A 24,614-nucleotide genomic window follows, 5' to 3' on the forward strand; every position below is an offset into this window, starting at 1 on the left:
CAACAATGACTGATCCGATCAACCAGGACGCCGCAGCGCGGGTCCTGGATCTCACTGCCGAACTCAACCGGCACCTGCACGCCTACCACGTGCTCGACAATCCCACGATTCCCGACGCCGAGTACGACAAGCTGTTCGTCGAGCTGCAGGCGCTGGAAGCGGCGCATCCCGACTTGCTGCAACCGGATTCGCCCACCCTGCGCGTGGGCGCGGCACCCTTGCCGCAATTCGAGCAAGTCACGCACACGGTGCCGATGTTGTCGCTGAACAATGGTTTCTCCGATGACGATATCGTCAACTTTGACCGCCGCGTGCGCGAAGGCCTGGACCTTGACGGTGCGGAAGTCGACTACGCTGCCGAAGTGAAATTCGATGGCCTGGCCATCAACCTGCGCTATGAGCACGGCCTGTTCGTGCAGGCGGCCACGCGCGGCGACGGCGCCACGGGCGAGGACGTGACGGCGAATATCCGCACCATTTCCGGCATCCCGCTGCGCTTGCATGGCGACAAGATTCCGGCCGTGCTCGACGTGCGCGGCGAAGTGATGATGTTCAAGGGCGATTTTGCCCGCCTGAACGAACGCCAGCGCGAGGCGGGCCAGAAGGAATTCGCCAACCCGCGCAATGCGGCGGCCGGCAGCCTGCGCCAGCTCGATTCGCGCATCACGGCGCAGCGCAAGCTGCGCTTCTATGCCTACGGCATCGGCGCCCTCGATGGCGCCGCCATGCCCGTATCGCATTCGGCCTTGCTTGACTGGTACGAAACCCTGGGCATCCCCGTGTCGAAGGAGCGCAAGGTGGTGCAGGGCGCGCAGGGCTTGCTGGCCTACTATGCCGACATCGGCGCGCGCCGTCCCGCCTTGCCGTATGAAATCGACGGCGTGGTCTACAAGGTGAACGCGACGGAAGACCAGCAGGAGCTGGGCTTTGTCTCGCGTGCGCCGCGTTTTGCGCTGGCGCACAAGTTCCCCGCCGAAGAAGCGCTGACGCAGGTGCTGGGCATCGACATCCAGGTGGGCCGCACGGGCGCGATGACGCCCGTGGCGCGCCTGGCGCCCGTGTCCGTCGGCGGCGTGACGGTGACCAACGCCACCTTGCACAATGAAGACGAGGTGCTGCGCAAGGATGTGCGCGTGGGCGATACCGTCGTCGTGCGCCGCGCTGGCGACGTGATTCCCGAAGTGCTGTCCGTGGTGCTGGAGAGGCGTCCGGAACCGGCGCCGCTGCCGTTCAAGATGCTGGAAGCGTGTCCCGTCTGCGGCTCGCACGTGGTGCGCGAAGAGGGCGAGGCCATCGCCCGCTGCTCGGGCGGCCTGTTCTGCTCGGCGCAGCGCAAGGAAGCGTTCCGTCATTTCGCGGGCCGCCGCATGATGGATATCGAAGGCTTGGGGGAACGTTATATCGATACCCTGGTCGAACTCGAATACGTGCATGGCCTGGCTGACCTGTACAGCTTGACCCTGGACAAATTACTGGAAATGAAGCTGCGCGCCGACGAACGCGATGGCTCCACGCCGGAAACAGTGCAACAAGGCAAGATTCCCACCAAATGGGCGGAAAACCTGCTGGCGGGCATCGAAGCGAGCAAGCGTCCGCCGCTCGAGCGTTTCCTGTTTGCCTTGGGCATCCGCCACGTGGGCGAGTCGACGGCGAAGACTCTGGCCGAATGGCTGGGCAGCCTCGACTACGTGCGCCGGGCGCCGGCCGCCTTGCTGCGCGTGCTGCCCGATATCGGCGGCACGGTGGCCGAATCGATCGCCGACTTCTTTGCCGAAGAAAAGAACCAGCAGGCGCTGCAGGCATTGCTGGATGCGGGCGTCACGCCGCAGGGCGAACACGCACCCAGCGCCAAGCTGCGCACGCAACTGGAGCAAACCACGCTGCTGGCGGCCATCGGCATCCCGAAGCTGACGGAGCCGCGCAGCAGGCAGCTGGTAGAGCGGGGCGTGACCCTGGCCAGCCTGGCGGCGCAAGGCGCCAGCTTCCACGCGGGCTTGCCCGCCGCCGTGGCCGAAGCGCTGGCGCAATGGCTGGCCGATGAGGGCAATGTCAAGCTGCTTGGTCAACTGGACGCCCTGCGCAGTGAATTACTGTCACAATTGCCTGAAATGCCAGCCAATGGCGGCAAGCTGGACGGCAAGACTTTCGTTTTGACGGGCACCTTGCCCAACATGAGTCGCGATGAAGCCGCGGAGCTGATCGAAGCGGCCGGTGGCAAGGTCAGCGGTTCAGTGTCGAAGAAGACTGGCTATGTCGTGGCCGGTTCGGACGCCGGCAGCAAATTGGCCAAGGCCCAGGAACTGGGCGTGACCATACTCGACGAGGCTGGCTTGCTGACCCTGTTGGCGCAAGACTAATCATTCATTACAGAAGACCCATGAAAAAAATCAGAAAAGCAGTCTTTCCTGTCGCTGGCCTGGGCAGCCGTTTCTTGCCTGCGACCAAGGCGCAACCGAAGGAAATGTTGCCTATCGTCGACAAGCCATTGATCCAGTATGCGGTGGAAGAAGCCGTGGCGGCGGGTATCACGGAAATGATCTTCATCACGGGCCGCAACAAGCGCGCCATCGAAGACCATTTCGATACGGCCTATGAGCTGGAGTCTGAGCTGGAAGCGGCCGGCAAGCGCCAGTTGCTGGAAATGGTGCAAAACGTCATTCCCAAGCACATCAATTGTATTTACATACGCCAGTCGGCGCCGCTGGGCCTGGGGCATGCCGTGCTGTGCGCCCGCCCCGTGATCGGCGACGAGCCGTTTGCCGTGCTGCTGGCCGACGATTTCATGGATGTGGAAGAGGGCGTGCGCCCGGTGCTGGCACAGATGGCGGATGTATATCAGTATGAAAACTGCTCCTTGCTGGCGGTGCAGGACGTACCGCGCGCGGAAACCAAGCAGTACGGCATCGTCAGCGCCCAGCATTATCAGCCCGACCTGGAACTGGTCTCGGCCATCGTGGAAAAGCCCGCGCCCGAAGAGGCGCCATCGACCTTGGCCGTAGTGGGGCGTTATGTGCTGACCAGCCGCATCTTCGAACACCTGGAAAAAATCGGCACGGGCGCCGGCGGCGAAATCCAGCTGACGGACGGTATTGCCGCCCTGATGCGCGAAGAGCGCGTGCTGGCTTACCGCTACCAGGGGCAGCGTTATGACTGTGGCTCCAAACTGGGTTATCTGAAGGCAACGACGGCGATGGGCATGAAACATCCGGAAACGGGTGCGGCCTTCCGCTCTTATCTGCAAGAACTGCAATCGATACTGGAAGCAAAATGACGGTACGTGAAATTCTGAAGATGGGCGATCCGCGCCTGCTGCGGATGGCCGAACCCGTGCGTGAATTCGATACGCCCGAATTGCATGCCTTGATCGCCGACATGTTCGACACCATGCATGCGGCCAATGGCGCGGGTCTGGCGGCGCCGCAGATCGGCGTCAACCTGCAGCTGGTGATCTATGGCTTCAAGCAGAATCTGCGCTATCCCGACGCGCCGCAAGTGCCGGAAACCGTGTTGATCAACCCCGTGCTGACGCCTTTGTCGGAACGCAAGGAAGAGGGTTTCGAGGGCTGCCTGTCCGTGCCGGGCCTGCGCGGCAGCGTGCCGCGCTGGAGCGAGCTGCACTACGAGGGCGTGGATCAGTTCGGCCAGCCCATCAGCCGCGACTGCGACGGCTTCCATGCCCGCGTGGTGCAGCATGAAGTGGACCATCTGCACGGCATTCTGTATCCGATGCGTATCGTCGACTTCACGCAGTTCGGTTACACAGAAGTGATGTTCCCTGACCTGGATCCGAACGACGACGACTAGGCGGCCTCACCTTGGGGCGTCAGTGATTATTTTTCAGATTCCATGCACGCCTCACTTTGCTTTGCCATGTAGATCGGATTTTCCTGCCTGCGAAATTCGCAGAAATAGCGATACTCAAAATGCCTGAAACCGGTATCCCGGCTATCTTCGTCGTCGCGGATAAAGGTCAGAGTGGCGGTCGGGTAGGCACTTTTTAGCTGTTGCTGATAGTCATTGCAGGCGGCCGTGCGGTTATATCCTCCTCCTCGCCATGGTGACCACTCGTTCTTGAGCTCATCGATGGCATAGTGCTCTATGCCATGGCTGGGATGTTGGCAAACGGGAAAGTCAGCGCATGTGGCGGATTTTTTTACTCCCGCCCCTGCGGCCGTCAGCAGGTGCTGGGCGCGTGTGATCGGGATGATGTAAGTGACCAATTGGCCACCATTGTTGATCGCCACAGCAACCCCTACCACCGTGCCATATCGGCCAAAGACCGGACCTCCGCTATTGCCTGGATTAAGCGCCAGATTGGTTTGCCACCACGGTTTTAGTTGACCGTCGAGTATGGTATTTTCCGCTGTTTTTTGCCCGGCTGGCACCAGCGCCAGGTCGCTCGCGCCAGCAAAGCCGAGGGCTGTTAACGTGGTGCCGACGACGATATTGTCAGGCGAGGCGATCGTTACCGTCGGCCACGGCGCAGCGCCAGGCGCCATAGGCAACTTCAGCAAGGCCAGATCGGAGTCCTGATCGCGCGAGATGATGCTTGCCTCGACAGGCAGATTGAGACGGGAGCCTACGCGCGCAGTCACCGTTGCCGAATTGATCTTCACATCTTTTATCTGCGGGCTGATGACATGGGCGTTCGTAATGACGTGGCCCGAGGGTGAGACAATGAATCCGCTCCCGTAATCGACGCCGTCGCCATCGGGCGTGGAATACTCATACTTGATTTGTACCGTGGCCGGCCGGTTGACCGTGAACAGGCACTGCATATCCTGTGCTTCTGACCTTGGCGTGAGGAGCACGACAACTGGCAAACAAATCAGGAAGATTTTATTCATGTTGATCTCCACTTGCTGGACTCAGCGCAACTCGGCGTAGTGGCTTGTACCCGGCTTGCTGCAGCTCGGCCTGCGTGTAAGATCTGCGGCAGACACCGCCGCACGACAGGTTGGCCGTCGACTCGATCACGACTACCACGGGACCCGCCGGCCCGGCGTGGACTGACTCGACCAGGCGCACGTGGTTGCGTGGCTTGTTGATGATGTCTGCCGGGGATAAGTCGTGCCAGGTGATGGGTTTGCTTACTGCGCTACCGGGCAGGCTGCCTGTGGTGAAGTAGCGCCCCGTATTCCATGCATATGAGACAAATCCCGAACAGTCCATGCCTGTGCTGTTGGGATAAATGCAATTTGCGTGGCGGCAGGTACAGTCGTCGCCTGCAAGCCTGCCCGCGTCGAGGTGCCTTGCGAAGGTGCTCAGCGAACTCATGTAGCCGCCCCAGCGGTATGGGATACCAGTCACGTCTTTGTTGAGTAAATTATCGAGGCGGCGCGGGCGGCGCCATGTGTTGTCGGGTGGCTCACACAAGTTGGCGACCGCGCGTTGTTCGAATGCGCTGGGCTGCAGCCGCCATACGAGTTCCAGTGGCGCGCGGGCACGTGCCAGGATTTGCGATGCGCTGATCGGTATCAGTGCGATGTTGCTGGCATCGTAAACGTCGTTGAGGCGCTCAAGTTCACGCAGGCTGTCATCGTATTCTGCGATGAGCGTGGCGCTTGCTAGCTGTGGCGCCAGCGCCAGGGGCTCCGCCTTTCCCATCTGGAAAAACAGGAGTGACTGAAGCCGCATGGTCTTCTCGTGGAACATCAGGCTCAGCACCGTTCCATCGTCGCGGCGTACATAGGGGCGGCGGGCGTCGCAGGCGAAAGCCGCCGGCTGCACGTAGGCCTCGGCGTCCGCAATGCTGGAGGCGTTGACCTTGACGAGGCGCACGAAGGCCGCTTCATCTGGCAAGCGCCGGCTTTCATGCAGGGCAACCAGCGCGCCTTGCCCTTCATCGACCCATAGAACCCTGGCATCGACGATACGCATGCTTGAGGTGAGCCGGATCTTCGCAAGCGGGCCGGTTATCTGGGGCGATTCGATGAGGATCTCGTTGGAATTAGCACGCGGTGCCGATACTGCATACGATGTGGCAGCGGCCAACTTGGCTGCCAACGGCGCGCCTGCTTGTTCCTTCGACAGATTGATCGTCGTGCGTTTGCCATTCAGGTCTTCAAGCGCAAAACCGTCCGCGAGTGCTACCAGCCGTGGCATCCCTGCTTCGGCATTGTAGCCGGTGCGTGTGCGAGCCAGCACAGCGCCCATGCGGCTCACAATCACAACATCTCCGAGTGCTCCGATAACGAGAAATCCTTGGGACGTGGCAAGAAAATCACCAGGCTCGAGTAAGTCGGATGGTAACGGGACATCGCGCGTACCGCCATCCGCAAACACGACTATCTTGCCGTTGACCTTATCCAGTACCGCTATCTTTTCCGCTCCCGCACTGGTAATGGCGGCAGGTCCCCGACATTCCTCGTTGGGGTGGATTTCCAGGCCGACCTGGCCCGGGCCGCTGCCAACCTCCAGTGCGATGCCGAGTGGCGCTTGCGCATGGACACAGAGGGAGACGGCCATTAAACATGCCGGGAATCCGAATAATTGGGAAAGGGAGTGCATTTTTCCTCCGGCACGGTGGTCGCTTGTTCGGGATGGGTGGTATCTCAGATTAGCAGCGAAGATGCGCTTTCTGTAGTGTTCTATATTGAGCCACATCACCTTGTACGCGCGAAAAAGTTCCAGGCATTTTTGCGCAGCCTTGTGGTTGCCGTTGGTGTGGGAAGAATGGGATTGCGTCGTGGGCAGGTGGCTTGATTGCGCGCACCATTACGGGTAAGTCAGGCGGACTGCGCAGGATGAAAAAATGGCCGCGCAGCTGATGCTGTGCGGCCACTTTTTTTGCGGCAGCTGGGTTCAAGTCGGGTGGTGCCGTGGTCAGCGCACCTTGCGGCTGCTGCCCAGGTTATCGAGCAAGGCTTTCAATTCATCCTGCATGGCATCCGTCAGGTTCAGGAAGCGGCAGCCGATCTGCACCTGTTCGCCCAGCAGGAAGGAGCGGAAGGTGCGCGACAGGCGGATTTCCAGGTCGGCGATCATGACCTTGTCCGGCCCCAGTTCCAGGCGCACGCGCGACAGCTTGCGCCCCACGTACAGGCCCACCGTGTCGCGCGGGTGGGCACGCATGCCGATGCCGCCGGCCGAGAAATCATACAGCTGCAATTCATACGGACGCCCCTCGAGCACGAAGGCGGCCAGGTAGTACACGCCCAGCGGCGTTTCCAGGCGCGCCGATTCGCGCCGTTCCAGCACCAGGCAATGACTGGGGAAGTTTGTCAGGTAGACGTTCGGCCGCTCGGGATACGCTTGCCATTCGCCATTGATGGTGAATTGCAGTTTGGCGCTTTGCACCCACGACACAAACGTGGCGCCGCCTGGCGGCAGGGTCGCGCCTTCATTGAGTTCCAGTACGAATTGCGGCAAGTCATCATCGACGGACAGGATGCGTGCCATGATGACGTCTTCGCCGCCCGTCGGGTAGATGGAAATGGCATCGCCATTGTCAGCCAGGCTGCACAGGGTTTCGCCGATATCCCACGGATCGCTCATATGGTGCGGCTTGGTGCCGGGCGCCATCGGCTCGGCCACGTCAGCCAGGCTGGGCGCGCCTTTGCGCAGGGGATTGGGGATAGGATCGTTCACGACAGCGTATCTCTTTTATTCTAATGGGGAATAGTGTATAGGTTTAAGGCAATATTTACTAAGTAAATCACAATAATTGTTTTTATATCACTATATTCCTGTTGCTTATGCAGCATGGCATGCCGCGTGGCATGCCATTTGGCTGCAGGTACGCTAAAACTGCTCGTCCGCGCTCAGATAGCGCCATTGGCCCGTCGGCAAGTCGCCCAGCTTGACCTTGCCGATGCGCACGCGTTTCAATCCCAGCACTTTCAAGCCCACGGCTTCGCACATGCGGCGGATCTGGCGTTTCTTGCCTTCGCGCAAGGTAAAGCTCAGCTGGTCTTCATTCTGCCAGCGCACCTTGGCCGGCAGCAGCGGCTTGCCGTCGAGCCACAGGCCGTGGTTGAGCCTTTTCAGTTCGCTGTCGGGCAGGGTGCCGCCCTTGGTGTAGCTGACGCGCACCAGGTATTCCTTGTCGATATCGGTATCGTGGCCGATCAGCTGTTTGGCCACGCGCCCATCCTGCGTCAGGACCAGCAAGCCGACGGAATCGATGTCCAGGCGGCCGGCGGCCACCAGGCTGCGCAGCTGGGTCGGGTGGAACTGTTCCGGGCTGCGGTCTTCCGCCCAGCGGTTTTCCGCCTTGATCAGGGCCACGGCGGGCGTGTAGCCGTCTTCGGCCTGGCCGCTGACGTAGCCGACCGGTTTGTTGATCAGCACGGTGACGCGCTTCGATTGCTCGGCCGCCGCCTGGCGTTCCACGGTGACGCGCTGGCTGGGGTAGACCTTGCTGCCCAGCTCGGACACCACCTTGCCATCCACGCGGACCCAGCCGCGGGCGATCCATTCATCGGCTTCGCGGCGCGAGCACAGGCCCAGTTCCGACATGCGTTTGGACAAGCGTAATAATTCTTCGGTCATGTTGTTTCAGTTTCAGTAAGGGTAGGCGCTGCGCGGAAAGCTTACACTTTCAGCGCATCGAGTAAATCGGTTTCCAGCAATATCTGGTTGCGGGCATTGTTGAGCGCGGGACCGTCGACGAGGAAAACGTCTTCGACCCGCTCGCCCAGGGTCATGATCTTGGCCGTGTGCAAGTTGATGCGGTACTTGGTCAGCACGTTGGCGATCGCATACAGCAGGCCCGTGCGGTCATTGGCGGCCACCGACAGCAGGTAGTACTGGCCTTTTTCATCGGGGCGCAAGTCCACCGTCGGCTGGAAGGGGAAGGTGCGCGACAGGCGCGACAGCCGTCCCTTGCCCGGCGGCGGCAGCGGCGTCTGCGACTGCAGCAGCTCGCCCAGTTCGTGCTCGATCAGGCTGATGATGTCGCGGTAGCTCTTGGCGAAGTTCTGCTCGGTGACGAGGAAGGTGTCGAGCGCATAGCCATTTTTCGTCGTGTGGATCTTTGCGTCGAGGATGCTGAAATTCTTGCGGTCGAAATAGCTGCAGATGCGCGCGAACAGATCGGGCTGGTCGGGAATGTACACGGCCACCTGCAAGCCTTCGCCGATGGGCGCCAGCCGGCATTTTACCACCGGCAACTTGCTGTCGAGCTTGTCATACAGCGAGCGCGTCTGCCAGGCGATGTCGGACGCGTCGTGGCGCAGGAAATACGCCACGTCCAGCTGCTGCCACAGTTTCAGGTGCGCATCGGGCGGCAAGCCGTACAGGCGCAGGGTGGCCAGCGCTTCCTGCTGGCGGTTCTTCAGCTCGCGGTCGGCCGTGTGCGGCTCGCCACCCAGCACGCGCAAGGTGATCTTGTACAGGTCTTCCAGCAGCTTGCCCTTCCAGGCATTCCACACCTTCGGGCTGGTGCCGCGGATATCGGCTACCGTCAGCAGGTACAGGCCCGTCAGGTGGCGTTCGTCCTTGACCACTTTCGCAAAGGCGGCGATGACGTCCGGATCGGATAAGTCTTGCTTTTGCGCCACTTGCGACATGGTCAGGTGATTTTCCACCAGGAAAGCGACGAGTTCCGTGTCCTCCGCCGACAGGCCGTGGTCCTGGCAGAACTGGGTGGCGTCGGCCACGCCCAGCTTCGAGTGGTCGCCGCCGCGGCCCTTGGCGATGTCGTGGAACAGGGCTGCCACGTACAGCAGCCACGATTGCGAGAAATCGGCCATCAGCTGGCTGCAGAACGGGTATTCGTGCGCGTGTTCGCTCATGGTGAAGCGGCGCATGTTGCGCACCACCATCAAAATGTGCTGGTCGACCGTGTACACGTGGAACAGGTCGTGCTGCATCTGGCCCACGATGCGGCGGAAATTCGGCAGGTAGCGCCCCAGGATGCTCATCTCGTTCATGCGCCGCAGCGCGTGGATGATGCCGACCGGGGCTTGCATGATGCGCAGGAAGAGGGCGCGGTTGACGGGATCCTGGCGGAAGGCGGCGTCGATCTTGAAGCGCGCGTGCCACAGGGCCCGCGTGGCGCGCGACGTCATGCCCTTCAGGGCCGGGCGTTCCGTCATCAGGACGAAGATTTCCAGCATGGCCGAAGGGTATTGCTCGAAGGTATCGTCGGCGCTGATGTCGATCAGGCTGTTGACTTCATTGAAACGTTCGTTGATGGGCACGGCCACGTCGTCTTGCGGAAACAGCCGTGCCTCGATGTTTTGCAGCAAAATCGTGTTGAGCTGGGTCACCGTCTTGGCGGCCCAGTAATAGCGCTGCATCAGGAATTCGCTGGCGCGGCGCATGTGCGGCCCGCTGCCCGTCGCTTGCAGGCCCAGCGATTCGGCGATGGCCGTCTGCACGTCGAACACGAGGCGGTCTTCGCGCCGTCCCGCGTGCAGGTGCAGGCGCACGCGGATATCCTTGAAGGCGCGCTCCTTTTCCATCAGCTGGCGCGCTTCCGTCAGGGTGATCAGGCCGCCCGTGGCCAGCGTGCGCCAGGAATTGGCCAGGCCGGCTGCCTTGGCCACCCACAGGATCACCTGCAGGTCGCGCAGGCCGCCCGGGCTTTCCTTGCAATTCGGTTCCAGGCTGAAGGCCGTGTCTTCGTATTTGGCATGGCGCTGGCGCATTTCCGCCGTTTTTGCCTGGAAGAATGCCTGCGGGTCCATCGCCGCGTCATAGCGCTGCTGCAATTGCGCGAACAAGTCCGCGTTGCCGCACACGAGGCGCGCTTCGAGTAGGCTCGTCTGCACGGTGATGTCGGCCTTCGACTCCACCAGGCACTCGTCGACCGTGCGGATGCTGTGGCCGATTTCCAGGCCCAGGTCCCACAGCAGCTGCACCAGTTCCTCGAGCTTTTCCTGCGTGGCGGCGTCCGGCGCCTGTTGCAGCAGGATCAGCAGGTCGACGTCGGAATACGGAAACAGTTCACCGCGGCCATAGCCGCCCACGCCCACCAGGGCCGTGCCGGGCGGCAAGCCCGCTTCCTGCCAGGCGCGCGCCAGCACGCCATCGACGCTGTGGCGCAGGCTGCGCAGCAGTTTTTCAGGCTTGCCGTCGGCCTGGAAGGCCGCAATGACGACCTGGCGGTCGGCTTTCAGTTGCTGCTTCAGCTGTTCCCGAACTTGCTTTTTCATCTGGGCCCTGGGTGGCGGTGCGTGGGATGGAAGAATCAGGCTTTGTTCAGGATCAAGGCGGGTGGCGGCGGCATGCCGGGCGAGACGGTCAGCACTTCATAGCCCGTTTCCGTGACCAGCACCGTGTGTTCCCATTGCGCCGACAGGCTGCGGTCCTTGGTTTTGATGGTCCAGCCATCGTTCATTTCGCGGATTTCGCGGCGGCCCGAGTTGATCATCGGCTCGACGGTGAAAATCATGCCCGCTTCCAGGCGTTCCAGGGTGCCTGGTTTGCCGTAGTGCAATACCTGCGGCTCTTCATGGAAGACCTTGCCGATGCCGTGGCCGCAGAATTCGCGCACCACGCTGTAGCCGGCTCTTTCCGCGTGCTGCTGGATGGCATGGCCGATATCGCCCAGGTGGGCGCCCGGCTTGATCTGGTCGATTCCCAGCCACATGCATTCATAGGTGATTTCCGACAGGCGCTTGGCCAGGATGGTCGGCGTGCCGACGAGGAACATGCGGCTGTTGTCGCCGTGGTAGCCATCCTTGATGACGGTGATGTCGAGGTTGACGGAGTCGCCGCTTTTCAGGACCTTGTCGCCGGGAATGCCATGGCAGATGACATCGTTGACGGAGGTGCAGATGGCCTTCGGGTAGGGGGTGTAGCCGGGCGGGCAGTAGTTCAGCGGGGCAGGGATGGTGCCCTGCACGTTGACCATGTATTCATGGCACAGGCGGTCCAGTTCGCCCGTCGTGACGCCGACCTTGACGAAGGGGGTGATGTAGTCGAGAACTTCGGCGCCGAGCTTGCCTGCAACGCGCATGCCTTCGATGTCGGCGGCGGTATTGATACGGATGGTGGACATGGTGTAATTCGCAATCTGCAAGAATTCAGGTGAAAAGCACAGACGATTCCTGCTGTATGAGAAAAAGTCTGCAAATATGTCGAAATTATAAACGAGGCGCCCTGAATCCGCCGCCTCCTTCCTATGGCCGGGAGGGGAATTATGCGTGGAAAGCGGATGAAAAGGCGGTGCCGCCACGCCCTGCACCATCGTGGTGCGTTGGCTGTTTCCATCGGGCGCGCGATTTGCGGTGCGGACTTGATGCTGCGGGCATTTCAGTGTAGAATCCCGGGTTGCTTGAATTCTCTTTTAAGCAATGCAGTAAAACAGTGTCTTTAATTTATATAAACACGCGAATCCGATCGACAAGGGTGCCTGTATGGTGACTGATCGGATTCCAGACCCAACCCTGGAGTTAATAATGTCCGTAACAATGCGCGAAATGCTGGAAGCCGGTGTCCACTTTGGTCACCAAACCCGTTTTTGGAATCCAAAAATGGCACCGTTCATCTTCGGCCATCGCAACAAGATCCACATCATCAACCTGGAAAAAACCATGGCGATGTACCAGGACGCAATGAAGCACGTGCGTCAACTGGCTGCAAACCGTGGCACCATCCTGATGGTTGGCACCAAGCGTCAAGCTCGCGAAATCATCGCTGCTGAAGCACAACGCGCTGGCGTGCCTTTCGTTGATCAACGTTGGTTGGGCGGTATGCTGACCAACTTCAAGACGATCAAAACCTCGATCAAGCGTCTGAAGGACATGGAAGTGATGATCGAAGACGGTTCGATCGAGAAGCTGTCGAAAAAAGAAGCGCTGATGTTCTCCCGCGAAATGATCAAGCTGCAAAAATCGATCGGCGGCATCAAGGACATGGGCGGCGTTCCTGACGCAATCTTCGTCGTCGACGTCGGCTACCACAAAGGTGCGATCACCGAAGCAGCTAAACTGGGTATCCCGGTCATCGGCGTTGTCGATACCAACCACTCCCCAGAAGGCGTGAACTTCGTGATCCCAGGTAACGATGACTCCTCGAAAGCCATCATGTTGTACGCTCGCGGTGTTGCTGACGCAATCATCGAAGGCCGTGCAGCTGCCGGTAACGAAGTTGTTGAAATGGTTAAAGCAGCCGCTGGCGACGAATTCGTCGAAGTGAACGAACAGGCTTAATGGCCAGGCTATCGCAGGATAGCCGTTTGTAAGCACAGCAGTAAGGGAAAAGGGGTGGCAGCAGCTCCCCCTTTTTTTTAACAAAAAAACGATAGTGACAGCTGGCGAGGCATGCATGCCCGGCCGCGACTATCGACTCACCGAATCAGGAGAAACACATGGCAGCGATTACAGCAGCGATGGTAGGCGAATTGCGCGGCAAAACCGACGCACCAATGATGGAATGCAAAAAAGCACTGACCGAAGCCGAAGGCGACATGGCGCGTGCGGAAGAGATCCTGCGCGTCAAGCTGGGCGGCAAGGCATCGAAAGCATCGGCGCGCATCACCGCTGAAGGCGTCGTGGCAACCTACATCGCCAACGGCGTAGGCGCCCTGGTCGAAGTGAACTCGGAAACCGACTTCGTTGCGAAAAACGACGATTTCCTGGCACTGGCCAACAACGCTGCCCGTCTGGTAGCGGAACACAACCCGGCTGACGTAGCTGCCCTGCTGGCCCTGCCACTCGACGGCAAGACCCTGGATGAAGTGCGCGCTGCCCTGATCGGCAAGATCGGCGAAAACATGACCATCCGCCGCTTCCAGCGTTTCGAAACCAGCGCCAAGCTGGCTTCGTACCTGCACGGTTCGCGCATTGGCGTGATCGTCGAATTCGACGGCGCCGATGAGCAAGTAGGCAAAGACGTGGCCATGCACATCGCTGCCATGAAGCCAGTATCGCTGTCGTCGAACGAAGTGCCAGCGGAACTGATCGAAAAAGAGCGTTCGGTTGCCCAACTGAAAGCCGAAGAAGACGCAGCCAAAGCGGCCGCCGAAGGCAAGCCAGCGCAATCGCCGGAAATCCTGGCCAAGCGCCTGGAAGGTTCCGTACAGAAGTTCCTGAAAGAAGTTTCGCTGCTGAACCAGGCTTTCGTGAAAAACGACAAGCTGTCGGTTGAGCAAATGCTGAAGGCGGCTAACACCAGCGTCAAGGGTTTTGCCATGTACGTGGTAGGCGAGGGCATCGAGAAGAAGCAAGACGACTTCGCAGCAGAAGTCGCAGCACAGATGGCTGCCTCCCAGGGAGCGTAAGTAAAGCGGGCCGAGAGGCCCGTTTTTTTGGCCCGCCCGCACCTGTCGTGCCGGGCGGCGGCATGGGCAGCTTCCTCCCGCCTATCCGGCGCTGCAAGGCGCTGCGCCATGTCATACTCGAATAACCTCATTTATGGAGCCCCAGCTCATGTCAAAACCAGCCTACAAGCGCGTCCTCCTCAAGTTGTCCGGCGAAGCCCTGATGGGCGATGATCCCTACGGCATCAACCGCGCCACGATCGAGCGCATGGTGGCCGATGTGGCCGAGGTGGCGAAGTTGGGTGTGGAACTGGCAATCGTGATTGGCGGCGGCAATATCTTCCGCGGCGTCGCGCCTGGCGCGCAAGGCATGGACCGTGCCACCGCCGACTACATGGGCATGCTCGCCACCGTGATGAATGCGCTGGCCCTGGCCGACGCCATGCGTCACGTCGGTATCACCGCGCGCGTCATGTCGGCCATCGGCATCGAACAAGTGGTCGAGCCGTACGTCCGCCCGAAAGCCCTGCAATACCTGGAAGAAGGTAAAGTGGTCGTCTTCGCCGCCGGTACCGGCAATCCGTTCTTCACCACCGACACGGCAGCCGCCCTGCGCGGTTCCGAGATCAGCGCCGAGATCGTCCTGAAGGCCACCAAGGTCGACGGCGTCTACACGGCCGATCCGAAGAAGGATCCGAACGCCACCCTGTTCCACACGATTACGTTCGACGACGCCATCGCCAAGCACCTGCAAGTGATGGATGCCACCGCATTCGCCCTGTGCCGCGACCAGAAACTGCCCATTAAAGTGTTTTCGATCACCAAGCCAGGCGCGCTGATGCGCGTCATCATGGGCGAAGACGAAGGCACCCTGGTTCACGTATAAGGGAAGCGGAGCACCGAGAAGCCGTCCATGGCTGCGTTGCAGTGCCTTGCCGTACATTCGGCGCAGCGCCTTGCCCTGAACGGTTTTCGGCACTCCCGACTGCGCTGGTGTTTTCATCGCAAGCGAAGTAGCAATATTCATTATTATCAAGACAAGGAGTACAGCAATGTCCTTAGCTGACGTTAAAAAGAATGCCCAGGAACGCATGACGAAGTCGCTGGAAACACTGCGGGCCGATCTGGCCAAAGTGCGTACCGGCCGCGCCCATACGGGTATCCTGGACCACGTGATGGTCGAGTACTACGGTTCGCCGACGGCGCTGACCCAGGTGGCCAACGTGACCCTGATCGACGCGCGCACCATCGGTGTGCAGCCGTACGAGAAGAAGATGGCCAGCACCATCGAAAAAGCCATCCGTGACGCCGACCTGGGTCTGAACCCGTCGGCACAGGGCGACCTGATCCGCGTTCCGACGCCGCCGCTGACGGAAGAGCGCCGCAAGGAAATGGTCAAGCTGGTCAAGAGTGAAGCGGAAGACGCGAAGATTGCCGTGCGTAACATTCGCCGCGATGCGAACGAGTCGCTGAAGAAACTGGTCAAGGAAAAAGCCTGCTCCGAGGACGATGAGCGCCGCTCGTCGGAAGAAGTGCAGAAGCTGACGGACAAGTTTATTGCCGACATCGACAAGATGGTTGTCGACAAAGAAAAAGAAGTGCTGACGGTCTAGTTTTCAGTTCTTTTGACGCTGCCCGGGAAAGCATGGCTTTTCCGGGCAGTGCTATTTGGCGCATAATAGTTATCTTTTATTTTTGGTATTCGTGTTTTCATGATCTATTCGAGTTCGACAACGGCAGTACCTGAGGTGGGCACGGTGCCGCGCCATGTGGCAATCATTATGGATGGCAATGGTCGCTGGGCAACCAAGCGCTTCCTGCCGCGCGTGGCAGGCCACGTCAAGGGCGCGGACACCGTGCGCCGTGTCGTCGAGACCTGCCTCGACCGGGGTGTCGAATATCTGACCCTGTTTGCCTTCAGCTCGGAAAACTGGCGCCGCCCGGAAGAAGAGGTGTCGATGCTGATGGGCCTGTTCGTCACGATGCTGGAACGCGAGGTCGTACGCATGCACGCCAACGATATCCGCCTGAAGGTCGTGGGCGACATGTCGCGCTTCAATGCCCAGTTGCAGCAACTGGTGGCGGACGCCGAGCGCAAGACGGCCAGCAATACGCGCCTGACCGTGACGATTTGCGCCAACTATGGCGGCCGCTGGGACATCATGCAGGCAGTCAACAAAATGACGGCCGAGGCTGCCGCCAAGGGCCAGCCTGACGGGCACGCTTACACGGAAGAGCAACTGGCGCCGCACCTGGCCATGGCCTATGCGCCCGAGCCCGACCTGTTCATCCGCACGGGCGGCGAGCAGCGCATTTCCAATTTCCTCCTGTGGCAACTGGCGTACACTGAGTTGTTTTTTACCGAGACTTTCTGGCCCGACTTCAATGACGAGTGCCTCGACGCGGCAATCGCGTCTTACCAGCAGCGCGAACGGCGCTTTGGCCGTACCAGCGCGCAACTAACTGAAAAGACAAACTGATGCTGAAAACACGGATAATCACCGCCCTGGTCCTTCTGGCGGTCTTGCTGCCGGTTCTGTATCTGAATTATTTCCCCGCCTTCGCCGTGATCGCCACGGCGTTCTTCGGCGCCGCCGTCTGGGAAAGCTTCCGCATCTTCAAAAATCGCCAGGCGCTGCCGATCGCCGCCGTCTGGACCGCCGCCTTCGCCTATACGTTTTTTGTCGGTAACGGCATGGCGCAGCTCAATTTCTGGTTCGCCCTGTGCGTGGCCATCTGGCTGATCCGCTTCGTGCCCTCGCTGGCGACGGGCTTGCCGCCTACCGAAGGTCTGGGCAATACTTTGCTCAGCCTGGTGTATCCGGTGACCATCGTCGGCTGCTTCGTCGCCATCATCGCCTTGTTCCTGCATAGCCCTTTATACCTGCTGTCCGTCATGGCCCTCGTGTGGATCGCCGATATCGGCGCCTATTTCTCGGGCAAGGCTTTCGGCAAGCGCAAGCTGGCGCCGAGTATTTCTCCTGGGAAATCCTGGGAAGGCGCCATCGGCGGCGGCATCGCCGTGCTGGCCATCGCCGCCATCACCATCGTGGCCGCGCCATCGCTGCCGGTGCTGCAAGACACCTTCGCCGTGCAGCTGCAATTGCGCCGTGGCTGGCCGCTGGCCTTGCTGGTGCTGCTATTGCTCGTCGCCGCCAGCATCGTTGGCGACCTGTTCGAATCCCAATTGAAGCGCCGCGCCGGCATCAAGGACAGCAGCAAGCTGCTGCCTGGCCATGGCGGCGTACTCGACCGTATCGACGCGTTGATCCCGGTCCTGCCATTTGCCGCCCTCGTGGCCAGCTGGCTTTAAGGAAACTCATGCAATACATCACCATTCTAGGCGCGACCGGCTCGATCGGCGTGTCCACCCTGGACGTGCTCGCGCGTCATCCCGAGCAATACAGCGTGTATGCGCTGAGCGCCCACAGCCGTGTGGCCGAACTGGCCGCCCAGTGCCTGCAATTCCGTCCCCGGCGCGCCGTCGTCGGCACGGCGGATGCCGCCCTTGAACTGACGCGCTTGCTGCGCGGGCAGGGTGTCGATACGCAAGTCGAGTACGGCGAGGAAGCCCTGTGCGCCATCGCCAGCGCACCGCAAGTGACGGGCGTGATGGCGGCCATCGTCGGCGCCGCCGGCCTGGCGCCCACCCTGGCGGCAGCGCGTGCCGGCAAGAAAGTATTGCTGGCGAACAAGGAAGCGCTGGTCATGTCCGGCCAGCTGTTCATCGATGCCGTGCACGATAACGGCGCCGTGCTGCTGCCCATCGACAGCGAACATAACGCCATCTTCCAATGCATGCCGCACGCCCATGGCCGCGCGCCTGGCGCCGCCGGCGTGGCAAAGATCGTGCTGACGGCTTCCGGCGGTCCCTTCCTGACGCGCGACGTCGAGACGCTCGACAAGGTCACGCCGGACCAGGCATGCAAGCATCCGACCTGGGCCATGGGCCGCAAGATTTCCGTCGATTCGGCCACCATGATGAACAAGGGCCTGGAAGTGATCGAGGCGCACTGGCTGTTCGGCGCCCCGGCCGACCAGATCGAGGTGCTGATCCATCCGCAAAGCGTGATCCATTCGATGGTCTCGTACATCGACGGTTCCGTGCTGGCCCAGCTGGGTAATCCGGACATGCGCACGCCCATCGCGCATGCGCTGGCCTATCCGCAGCGTATCAATTCTGGCGTGGCGCAGCTTGACCTGGCACAAGTGGCCACCCTGCAGTTCGAACGTCCCGACTTCCGCCGTTTCCCCTGTCTGGCACTGGCCTTCGACGCCTTGCGCGCGGGCGGCACGGCGCCGGCGCTGCTCAACGCGGCCAATGAAGTGGCCGTGCAAGCTTTCCTCGACGAGCGGATCGGCTTCCGCCAGATCGACCGCGTCATCGCGCACGTTATCGAGACGGTGCCGCACGGCGCCGCTTCGAGCATCGACGCCGTGATGGAGCAGGACCGCCTGGCCAGAGCGGCCGCGCACGCGTACATCGCGCAAAGGCTGGCTGCATGACGCTCATCACCACGTTGCTGGCCTTTATCGTCGCGCTCGGTTCGCTGATTACCCTGCACGAGCTGGGCCACTATCTGGTGGCGCGCTGGTGCGGCGTGAAAGTGCTGCGTTTCTCGATCGGCATGGGAAAAGTGGTGTATTCGCGCAAGTTTGGCAAGGACCAGACGGAATGGGCGATTTCCGCGCTGCCGCTGGGCGGTTATGTGAGCATGCTCGACAGCCGCGCGCAAGACCTCAGCGACTTGCCGGAAAGCGAATTGCGCCGCGAATTCACGCGCCAGAGCGTCTGGCGCCGCATTGCCATCGTGGCCGCCGGCCCGCTGGCCAATTTCCTCGTCGCCATCGTGCTGTACGCGGGCCTGTTCATGCATGGCATCGAAGAGCCGTCGAGCAAGCTGGGTCCCGTGGCCGAGCAGACGGCCGCCTATACGGCCGGCTTGCGCAGCGGCGACATGGTCGAGTCGGTGAATGGCAAGGCCGTGGCCAGCTGGTCCGAGCTGCGCTGGGAGCTGATCCAGGCCACCCTCGACAAGCTGCCGGCGCGCATCGAAGTGCGCCGCCCCGACCGTGGCCAGCAGGAAGCGACCTTGCCAACGGCCAGCCTGACGGAAGCGGACCTGGAAGGCGACGTGCTGGGCAAGCTGGGTCTGACCATGGCCCGTTCCGCGCCCACCTTGATGGAAATCATGCCCGGTGGCGCCGCCGCGCGCGCCGGCTTGCAGAAAAACGACCAGATCCTGGCCATCGACGAACAGCCCGTGCACGACGTGGCGGCCGTCATCGCCACCCTGAGCCAGGCGCCGGGCCGGACCCTGCAATTGCAGCTCTTGCGCCAGGGTCAGGACCTGACCTTGCCCATTACGCCGGACGCCGTGCCGGGCGCCGGGGCAGAGGGAGCTGTAACAGTTGGTAAGATACAGGCAAAGCTGGGACAGGTGCCGGATATGATCACCGTGGCCTCCGGACCGTTCTCTGCCGTGGGCAAGGCGTCCGCCAAGGTCTGGGATACCAGTGTCATGAGCCTGAAAATGCTGGGCAAAATGATCACTGGCCAGGTGTCGCTGAAGAATGTGACGGGGCCCATTACCATCGCCGATTACGCGGGCCAGACGGCGCGCATCGGCCTGGTAAGCTACCTGAGCTTCATCGCCTTCATCAGTATCAGTCTGGGCGTGATGAATTTGCTACCCATTCCTGTTCTGGATGGCGGGCATTTGCTGTATTATTCGCTGGAAGTTTTGACCGGACGCCCCTTGCCGGAGCGCGTAGGCGAGATTGCCCAGCGCCTGGGGATCGGTTTGTTGCTGACCTTGATGGTGCTTGCCGTCTTTAATGACGTGTTGCGATTGCTGAATTAGGGCGGTGGTTGATGCCATTGCGTGAGTCGCACAAGCAATCTTTTGTGTATGTTGTCCATTGATTTACCCATTGAATAACCCCAATGAAATTACATTCTGCTCGTTTTGCCTTGCCTTCCTTTCGCCGCAGCCTGATCGGCGCCGCCGTCATGGCCATCTGTTCCGGCCACGCGCTGGCCGTCCAGCCATTTACTGTCAAGGACATCCGGGTCGAAGGGATCCAGCGTACTGAAGCGGGCACCGTCTTTGCCTACCTGCCGGTGCGGGTCGGCGAAACGTTCTCCGACGAGAAGAGCGTTGCCGCCATCAAGGCCCTGTATGCGACGGGCATGTTCAAGGATGTGCGCCTGGAAGCCGATGGCGACGTGCTGGTGGTGCTGGTCGAGGAACGTCCGGCCATCGCTACCGTGGAATTTACCGGTACCAAGGAATTTGAAAAGGACGTGCTGGTCAAGGCCCTGAAGGAAATCGGCGTCGGTGAAGCCAAGATTTTCGACAAGGCGTCCGTCGACCGCGCGGAACAGGAACTCAAGCGCCAGTACCTGTCGCATGGCCTGTACGGCGTGAAGATCACCACCACCGTCACGCCGATCGAGCGCAACCGCGTCAACGTGGTGTTCGCCGTCGACGAGGGCGACGTGGCCCGTATCAAGCAAATCAACATCGTCGGCAACAAGGCTTTCTCCGACAAGGAACTGCGCGAGCAGCTGGCCCTGAACACGGGCGGCTGGTTCAGCTGGTACACCAAGGCCGATCAATATTCGAAGACCAAGCTGACGGGCGACATCGAGTCGCTCAAGTCCTTCTACCTGGACCGCGGCTATATCGAGATGCAGGTCGACTCCACGCAAGTGTCGATCACGCCCGATAAAAAAGATATCTACCTGACGATCAATATCACGGAAGGCGAGAAGTACAAGATCGCCGGCACCAAGTTCGAAGGCGAGATGTTCGGCCGCGAAGAAGAGCTGAAAGCGCTGAACCTGATGCGCGAAGGCGAGATCTACTCGGGCGCGCGCCTGACGGCAACCAACAAGCGCATTCAGGACCGCCTGGCCACGTTCGGCTACGCGTTTGCCAACGTCAATGCGAATCCCGAGATCAACCGCGAAAAGCATGAAGTCGGTTTTACCTTCTTCATCGATCCGGGCAAGCGCGTCTACGTGCGCCACATGAATATCGCCGGCAACACCACCACGCGCGATGAAGTCATCCGCCGCGAATTCCGCCAGTTCGAATCGTCCTGGTACGACAGCAACAAGATCAAGCTGTCGCGCGACCGTGTCGACCGCCTCGGCTATTTCAAGGACGTGACCATCGACACGCCGGAAGCGCAGGGCACGACCGACCAGGTCGACGTCAACGTGACGGTGGTGGAAAAACCAACGGGTAACTTCCTGATCGGCGGCGCCTTCTCGCAGTCGGAAAAATTCACCCTGTCGGCATCGATTTCGCAAGCCAACTTCGCCGGTAGCGGCAATACGGTCGGCATCGAACTCAATACCAGCCATTACAGCCGCACGATTGCGTTTTCGCAAACCAATCCGTACTACACGGATGATGGCATTTCGCGCAGCTTTGAAGTCTACCTGCGCACGACGGAACCGCCGGCGCTGAACATCGGCAGCTACAAGATCAAGCAGACCGGTGGCCGCGTCAGTTTCGGCGTGCCGTTCTCGGAAGTCGACACCGTCTTCTTCGGCATCGGTGCCGAGCGCTCGCGCATCGAAACCGACATCACCAGTCCGATCCGCTTCAAGCAGTACGTGATCGACAATGGTGGCCCGTCCGACGGTATCGGATCGGCTACCACGAACTCCATCCCGCTGACGGCGGCATGGCAGCGCGACAGCCGCGACAGCGCCCTGACGCCATCGATCGGCCGCTACCAGCGCGTCAACCTGGAGGCTGATCTGATCGGCGACCAGAAGTACTTCCGTGCCATCTATGAGCACCAGTATTTCCGTCCGCTGTTCAGCAAGGTCACCCTGGCGCTGAAAGGCGAGCTCGATTACGGCCACGGCATCGGCAAGCACGTGTATCCGGTCTTCAAGAACTTCTACGGCGGCGGCATCGGTTCGGTGCGTGGCTACCTGAGTTCCTCGCTGGGCGCGGTCGAACCGAGCACCAACGATGCCTTGGGCGGCGCGTCGCGCCTGATCGGTAACGCGGAACTGCAGATGCCATTCCCCGGTTCGGGCAATGACCGCAGCTTGCGCTGGTTCGGTTTCCTTGACGGCGGCCAGGTCTACCAGGAAGGCGAAAAAATGCGAATCTCGCAATTGCGCTATTCTGCTGGCTTGGGCATCAGCTGGATTTCACCGGTGGGCCCGCTCAAGCTGAGCTATGCCAAGCCGCTGAACGCCAAGCCGACGGACCGCCTGGAGCGCTTCCAGTTCCAGATGGGTACCGGTTTCTAACCGGCCATCTGAACGGGGGCGACAGCTTTTACCTTTTGACCATGGAGTATCATGAACACCGCATCCGCTACCCTGCCCAAGACCCTTGCCGCGATCGCATTGTGCTGGAGTTCGCTGTTGCCGGTGCAGGCGCAGGCTCAGGAGTCGAAGATCGCCTGGATCAGCAGCGAACGTATTTATAACGAGTCGAGGCTGGCCAAGCTGGCCAGCGCCAAGCTGGCCGAAGAGTTCCGCTCGCGCGAAAAAGCCGTGCAGGAACTGGCGGCCCGCTTCAAGGTGGCCAACGAAGCCCTGGAAAAGGACATGCCGACCCTGAGCGAGGCGGAGCGCGCCAAGCGCCAGCGCGAATTCTTCGAGCTGGACAAGGAGCTGCAGCGCCGCCAGCGCGAGTTCCGCGAAGACCTGAGCCAGCGCACGAACGAAGAGCGCAGCGCCATCGCGGAAAAAGCCAACACCATCATCCAGCAGATGGCGCATATCGAAGGATATGACATCGTGCTGCAGGAAGCCCTGTGGGCCAGCCCGCGCATCGACATTACCGACAAGGTCTTGAAGGCGCTGGACAAGTAATCGAAATGGTTTTAAGCCTGCCAGTGCATGCGCTGGCAGGCGTACTTATAAAGGTAATCAGATGGGCACTCGACTAGGAGACTTGGTCGAACGCTTCGGCGGACAATTGGCGGGCGATCCCAATCTGGAAGTTTCAGGGATCGCGCCGCTGGCCGACGCCGGCGCTTCGCACATCAGCTTTCTCAGCAATAGCAAATTCCGCGCACAGGCGGCCCAGAGCGGTGCCGCGGCGCTGATCCTCACGCCGGCCGACGACGCGCTGATCGGCGGCGACTACGCCGGCGCGCGCATCGTCACCCCGAATCCCTATGTGTATTTCGCGCGCGCGGCGCAGTATTTTGCCGCCCTGCACGAGATCAAGGCGCCGATTGGCATCCACCCGGGCGCCTTTGTCGACGCCAGCGCAAAGGTTGATCCGACCGCATCGGTCGGGCCGCGCGCCGTGATCGAGGCGGGCGCCGTGATTGGCCCTGCATGCGTGATTGGCGCTGGCTGCGTGATTGGCCGCGACGCCGTCATTGGCGCCGGCACCCAGCTGTTCGCCAACGTGACCTTCCACGCGCGCTGCGTGATCGGCCAGCGCGGCATCATCCATTCGGGCGCCGTGATCGGCACCGACGGATTCGGCTTCGCCAACGAAGGCGGCGTGTATATCAAGATTCCGCAGACGGGCAGGGTGGTGATCGGTGACGATGTCGATATCGGCGCCAACACCACCATCGACCGTGGCGCACTGGCCGACACCATCATCGAAGATGGCGTCAAGCTCGATAACCAGATCCAGATCGGCCACAACTGCCATATCGGCGCGCACACGGCCATGGCCGGCTGCGTCGGCGTGGCCGGCAGCGCCATCATCGGCAAATACTGCACCTTTGGCGGTGCCGCCATGGTGCTGGGCCACCTGACCATTGCCGACCGCGTCCACGTGGGCTCGGGCAGCATGGTCTCGCGCTCGATCGCGGAACCGGGCCAGTACACGGGTTTTTATCCGCTGGCCAAGAACGCCGACTGGGAAAAGAGCGCCGCCATCGTGCGCAACCTGTCAAGCATGCGCGAGAAGATCCGCGCGCTTGAAAAAACAATTAAAACACTGACCACGCAAGACGAAAAATGACTACTGAAAAAAAGACCCTCGACATCCTCGCCATCAAATCGCTGCTGCCGCACCGCTATCCGCTGCTGCTGGTTGACCGCGTGCTGGACTGGGAAGCGAACAAAACCATCACCGCCATCAAGAACGTGACGGTCAACGAAGAGTTCTTCCAGGGCCATTTCCCGCACAAGCCGGTCATGCCCGGCGTGCTGATGATCGAAGCGCTGGCGCAGACGGCGGCCTTGCTGTCGTTCCTGTCGATGGGCGTGAAACCGGACGAAAATTCGGTGGTTTACTTTGTCGGCATCGACAATGCGCGCTTCAAGCGTCCCGTTGAACCGGGCGACCAGCTGAAGATGGACGTGGAAATCCTGCGTGTCTCGCGCGGCATCTGGAAATACAAGGCGGTCGGCTCGGTCGACGGCAAGGTGGCGCTGGAAGCGGAACTGATGTGCACCATCCGCAGCGCGCAGGATGCGAGCCAGTCTGCGAGCCAGCCAGCGGGGCAGTAA

Annotated in this window: 21 protein-coding genes; 15 read left to right on the forward strand and 6 right to left on the reverse strand. The window is 60.9% G+C overall.

All coding sequences use genetic code 11. The features are described from left to right. Window positions 1–5: 5 nt before the first annotated feature. Genes ligA through def form a run of 3 tightly spaced genes read left to right on the forward strand, consistent with a single transcriptional unit; the run spans window position 6 to window position 3,804 of the window. A complete protein-coding gene (ligA, locus tag AC1RJW_RS15505) occupies window positions 6–2,357 on the forward strand; it encodes an NAD-dependent DNA ligase LigA (protein WP_493045693.1) in 2,352 nt (783 codons plus the stop codon). A 20-nt stretch (window positions 2,358–2,377) separates the two neighbouring features. Further along, complete coding sequence (gene galU / locus AC1RJW_RS15510; RefSeq protein ID WP_493045694.1) at window positions 2,378–3,271, forward strand: UTP--glucose-1-phosphate uridylyltransferase GalU; 894 nt, start codon at window positions 2,378–2,380, stop codon at window positions 3,269–3,271. Continuing rightward, complete coding sequence (gene def / locus AC1RJW_RS15515; protein WP_034752265.1) at window positions 3,268–3,804, forward strand: peptide deformylase; 537 nt, start codon at window positions 3,268–3,270, stop codon at window positions 3,802–3,804. Before galU ends, def begins: the two co-directional genes overlap by 4 nt. A gap of 26 nt (window positions 3,805–3,830) precedes the next feature. On the opposite strand, the gene AC1RJW_RS15520 is transcribed toward def, so the two are convergent. From AC1RJW_RS15520 to map, 6 genes are all read right to left on the reverse strand, one after another. Then, on the reverse strand, window positions 3,831–4,847 hold the full coding sequence (locus tag AC1RJW_RS15520) for a S1C family serine protease (protein WP_493045695.1): 1,017 nt from the start codon (window positions 4,845–4,847) through the stop codon (window positions 3,831–3,833). Continuing rightward, window positions 4,840–6,468 (reverse strand): NlpC/P60 family protein, encoded by a 1,629-nt coding sequence (locus AC1RJW_RS15525; RefSeq protein ID WP_493045696.1) that lies wholly within the window; start codon window positions 6,466–6,468, stop codon window positions 4,840–4,842. Before AC1RJW_RS15525 ends, AC1RJW_RS15520 begins: the two co-directional genes overlap by 8 nt. Before the next feature lie 357 nt (window positions 6,469–6,825). Further along, window positions 6,826–7,590, reverse strand: a complete 765-nt coding sequence (locus tag AC1RJW_RS15530; RefSeq protein ID WP_493045697.1) for a flagellar brake protein — start codon at window positions 7,588–7,590, stop codon at window positions 6,826–6,828. Window positions 7,591–7,743: 153 nt separating this feature from the next. Beyond that, entirely contained in the window at window positions 7,744–8,493 is a 750-nt protein-coding gene (locus AC1RJW_RS15535; RefSeq protein ID WP_289915539.1) for a pseudouridine synthase, read from the reverse strand. A gap of 41 nt (window positions 8,494–8,534) precedes the next feature. Further along, entirely contained in the window at window positions 8,535–11,102 is a 2,568-nt protein-coding gene (locus tag AC1RJW_RS15540; protein ID WP_493045699.1) for a [protein-PII] uridylyltransferase, read from the reverse strand. 35 nt (window positions 11,103–11,137) lie between these two features. Then, a complete protein-coding gene (gene map, locus AC1RJW_RS15545; protein ID WP_493045700.1) occupies window positions 11,138–11,950 on the reverse strand; it encodes a type I methionyl aminopeptidase in 813 nt (270 codons plus the stop codon). A gap of 400 nt (window positions 11,951–12,350) precedes the next feature. On the opposite strand from map, the gene rpsB reads away from it, so the two are divergent. The 12 genes from rpsB to fabZ all read left to right on the forward strand — a co-directional run bounded on the left by rpsB (window position 12,351) and on the right by fabZ (window position 24,614). Continuing rightward, window positions 12,351–13,103 (forward strand): 30S ribosomal protein S2, encoded by a 753-nt coding sequence (gene rpsB, locus AC1RJW_RS15550; protein WP_086137733.1) that lies wholly within the window; start codon window positions 12,351–12,353, stop codon window positions 13,101–13,103. Window positions 13,104–13,261: 158 nt separating this feature from the next. Continuing rightward, window positions 13,262–14,173 (forward strand): translation elongation factor Ts, encoded by a 912-nt coding sequence (gene tsf, locus AC1RJW_RS15555; RefSeq protein WP_086137734.1) that lies wholly within the window; start codon window positions 13,262–13,264, stop codon window positions 14,171–14,173. A 148-nt stretch (window positions 14,174–14,321) separates the two neighbouring features. Beyond that, a complete protein-coding gene (pyrH, locus tag AC1RJW_RS15560) occupies window positions 14,322–15,038 on the forward strand; it encodes a UMP kinase (RefSeq protein ID WP_034752258.1) in 717 nt (238 codons plus the stop codon). A 166-nt stretch (window positions 15,039–15,204) separates the two neighbouring features. Continuing rightward, a complete protein-coding gene (gene frr / locus AC1RJW_RS15565) occupies window positions 15,205–15,765 on the forward strand; it encodes a ribosome recycling factor (protein ID WP_092715571.1) in 561 nt (186 codons plus the stop codon). A 99-nt stretch (window positions 15,766–15,864) separates the two neighbouring features. Continuing rightward, the gene (uppS, locus tag AC1RJW_RS15570) at window positions 15,865–16,632 is read left to right on the forward strand and encodes a polyprenyl diphosphate synthase (protein ID WP_493045701.1); all 768 of its coding nucleotides are present in this window, start codon (window positions 15,865–15,867) and stop codon (window positions 16,630–16,632) included. Then, window positions 16,632–17,465 carry a phosphatidate cytidylyltransferase gene (locus AC1RJW_RS15575; protein WP_475414241.1) on the forward strand — a complete coding sequence of 278 codons (834 nt, stop codon included), beginning with the start codon at window positions 16,632–16,634 and terminating at the stop codon, window positions 17,463–17,465. Before uppS ends, AC1RJW_RS15575 begins: the two co-directional genes overlap by 1 nt. Before the next feature lie 8 nt (window positions 17,466–17,473). Continuing rightward, a complete protein-coding gene (gene ispC, locus AC1RJW_RS15580; RefSeq protein WP_493045702.1) occupies window positions 17,474–18,658 on the forward strand; it encodes a 1-deoxy-D-xylulose-5-phosphate reductoisomerase in 1,185 nt (394 codons plus the stop codon). Further along, a complete protein-coding gene (gene rseP, locus AC1RJW_RS15585) occupies window positions 18,655–20,016 on the forward strand; it encodes an RIP metalloprotease RseP (RefSeq protein WP_493045703.1) in 1,362 nt (453 codons plus the stop codon). Before ispC ends, rseP begins: the two co-directional genes overlap by 4 nt. Window positions 20,017–20,099: 83 nt before the next feature. Further along, window positions 20,100–22,436, forward strand: coding sequence for an outer membrane protein assembly factor BamA (gene bamA / locus AC1RJW_RS15590; RefSeq protein ID WP_493045704.1), 2,337 nt, complete (start codon window positions 20,100–20,102; stop codon window positions 22,434–22,436). Window positions 22,437–22,487: 51 nt separating this feature from the next. Beyond that, entirely contained in the window at window positions 22,488–23,006 is a 519-nt protein-coding gene (locus AC1RJW_RS15595) for an OmpH/Skp family outer membrane protein (RefSeq protein ID WP_290602399.1), read from the forward strand. Between the two features lie 61 nt (window positions 23,007–23,067). Continuing rightward, window positions 23,068–24,123, forward strand: coding sequence for a UDP-3-O-(3-hydroxymyristoyl)glucosamine N-acyltransferase (lpxD, locus tag AC1RJW_RS15600; RefSeq protein ID WP_493045705.1), 1,056 nt, complete (start codon window positions 23,068–23,070; stop codon window positions 24,121–24,123). Further along, window positions 24,120–24,614: a 3-hydroxyacyl-ACP dehydratase FabZ gene (gene fabZ / locus AC1RJW_RS15605; RefSeq protein ID WP_071077748.1), complete on the forward strand. Its 495-nt coding sequence runs from the start codon at window positions 24,120–24,122 to the stop codon at window positions 24,612–24,614. The genes lpxD and fabZ overlap by 4 nt, the downstream gene beginning before the upstream one ends.

This window comes from Janthinobacterium sp. GW822-FHT07A03 (assembly GCF_058798815.1).

Excerpts from the sequence above, each read along its gene's own strand:
- pyrH (WP_034752258.1), top strand. The coding sequence starts at position 14,322 with ATGTCAAAACCAGCCTACAAGCGCGTCCTCCTCAAGTTGTCCGGCGAA.
- map (WP_493045700.1), bottom strand. The coding sequence starts at position 11,950 with ATGTCCACCATCCGTATCAATACCGCCGCCGACATCGAAGGCATGCGC.
- AC1RJW_RS15540 (WP_493045699.1), bottom strand. The coding sequence starts at position 11,102 with ATGAAAAAGCAAGTTCGGGAACAGCTGAAGCAGCAACTGAAAGCCGAC.
- fabZ (WP_071077748.1), top strand. The coding sequence starts at position 24,120 with ATGACTACTGAAAAAAAGACCCTCGACATCCTCGCCATCAAATCGCTG.
- AC1RJW_RS15520 (WP_493045695.1), bottom strand. The coding sequence starts at position 4,847 with ATGAATAAAATCTTCCTGATTTGTTTGCCAGTTGTCGTGCTCCTCACG.
- tsf (WP_086137734.1), top strand. The coding sequence starts at position 13,262 with ATGGCAGCGATTACAGCAGCGATGGTAGGCGAATTGCGCGGCAAAACC.
- frr (WP_092715571.1), top strand. The coding sequence starts at position 15,205 with ATGTCCTTAGCTGACGTTAAAAAGAATGCCCAGGAACGCATGACGAAG.
- galU (WP_493045694.1), top strand. The coding sequence starts at position 2,378 with ATGAAAAAAATCAGAAAAGCAGTCTTTCCTGTCGCTGGCCTGGGCAGC.
- ispC (WP_493045702.1), top strand. The coding sequence starts at position 17,474 with ATGCAATACATCACCATTCTAGGCGCGACCGGCTCGATCGGCGTGTCC.
- AC1RJW_RS15595 (WP_290602399.1), top strand. The coding sequence starts at position 22,488 with ATGAACACCGCATCCGCTACCCTGCCCAAGACCCTTGCCGCGATCGCA.
- uppS (WP_493045701.1), top strand. The coding sequence starts at position 15,865 with ATGATCTATTCGAGTTCGACAACGGCAGTACCTGAGGTGGGCACGGTG.
- rpsB (WP_086137733.1), top strand. The coding sequence starts at position 12,351 with ATGTCCGTAACAATGCGCGAAATGCTGGAAGCCGGTGTCCACTTTGGT.
- ligA (WP_493045693.1), top strand. The coding sequence starts at position 6 with ATGACTGATCCGATCAACCAGGACGCCGCAGCGCGGGTCCTGGATCTC.
- bamA (WP_493045704.1), top strand. The coding sequence starts at position 20,100 with ATGAAATTACATTCTGCTCGTTTTGCCTTGCCTTCCTTTCGCCGCAGC.
- AC1RJW_RS15575 (WP_475414241.1), top strand. The coding sequence starts at position 16,632 with ATGCTGAAAACACGGATAATCACCGCCCTGGTCCTTCTGGCGGTCTTG.
- rseP (WP_493045703.1), top strand. The coding sequence starts at position 18,655 with ATGACGCTCATCACCACGTTGCTGGCCTTTATCGTCGCGCTCGGTTCG.
- AC1RJW_RS15535 (WP_289915539.1), bottom strand. The coding sequence starts at position 8,493 with ATGACCGAAGAATTATTACGCTTGTCCAAACGCATGTCGGAACTGGGC.
- def (WP_034752265.1), top strand. The coding sequence starts at position 3,268 with ATGACGGTACGTGAAATTCTGAAGATGGGCGATCCGCGCCTGCTGCGG.
- lpxD (WP_493045705.1), top strand. The coding sequence starts at position 23,068 with ATGGGCACTCGACTAGGAGACTTGGTCGAACGCTTCGGCGGACAATTG.
- AC1RJW_RS15525 (WP_493045696.1), bottom strand. The coding sequence starts at position 6,468 with ATGGCCGTCTCCCTCTGTGTCCATGCGCAAGCGCCACTCGGCATCGCA.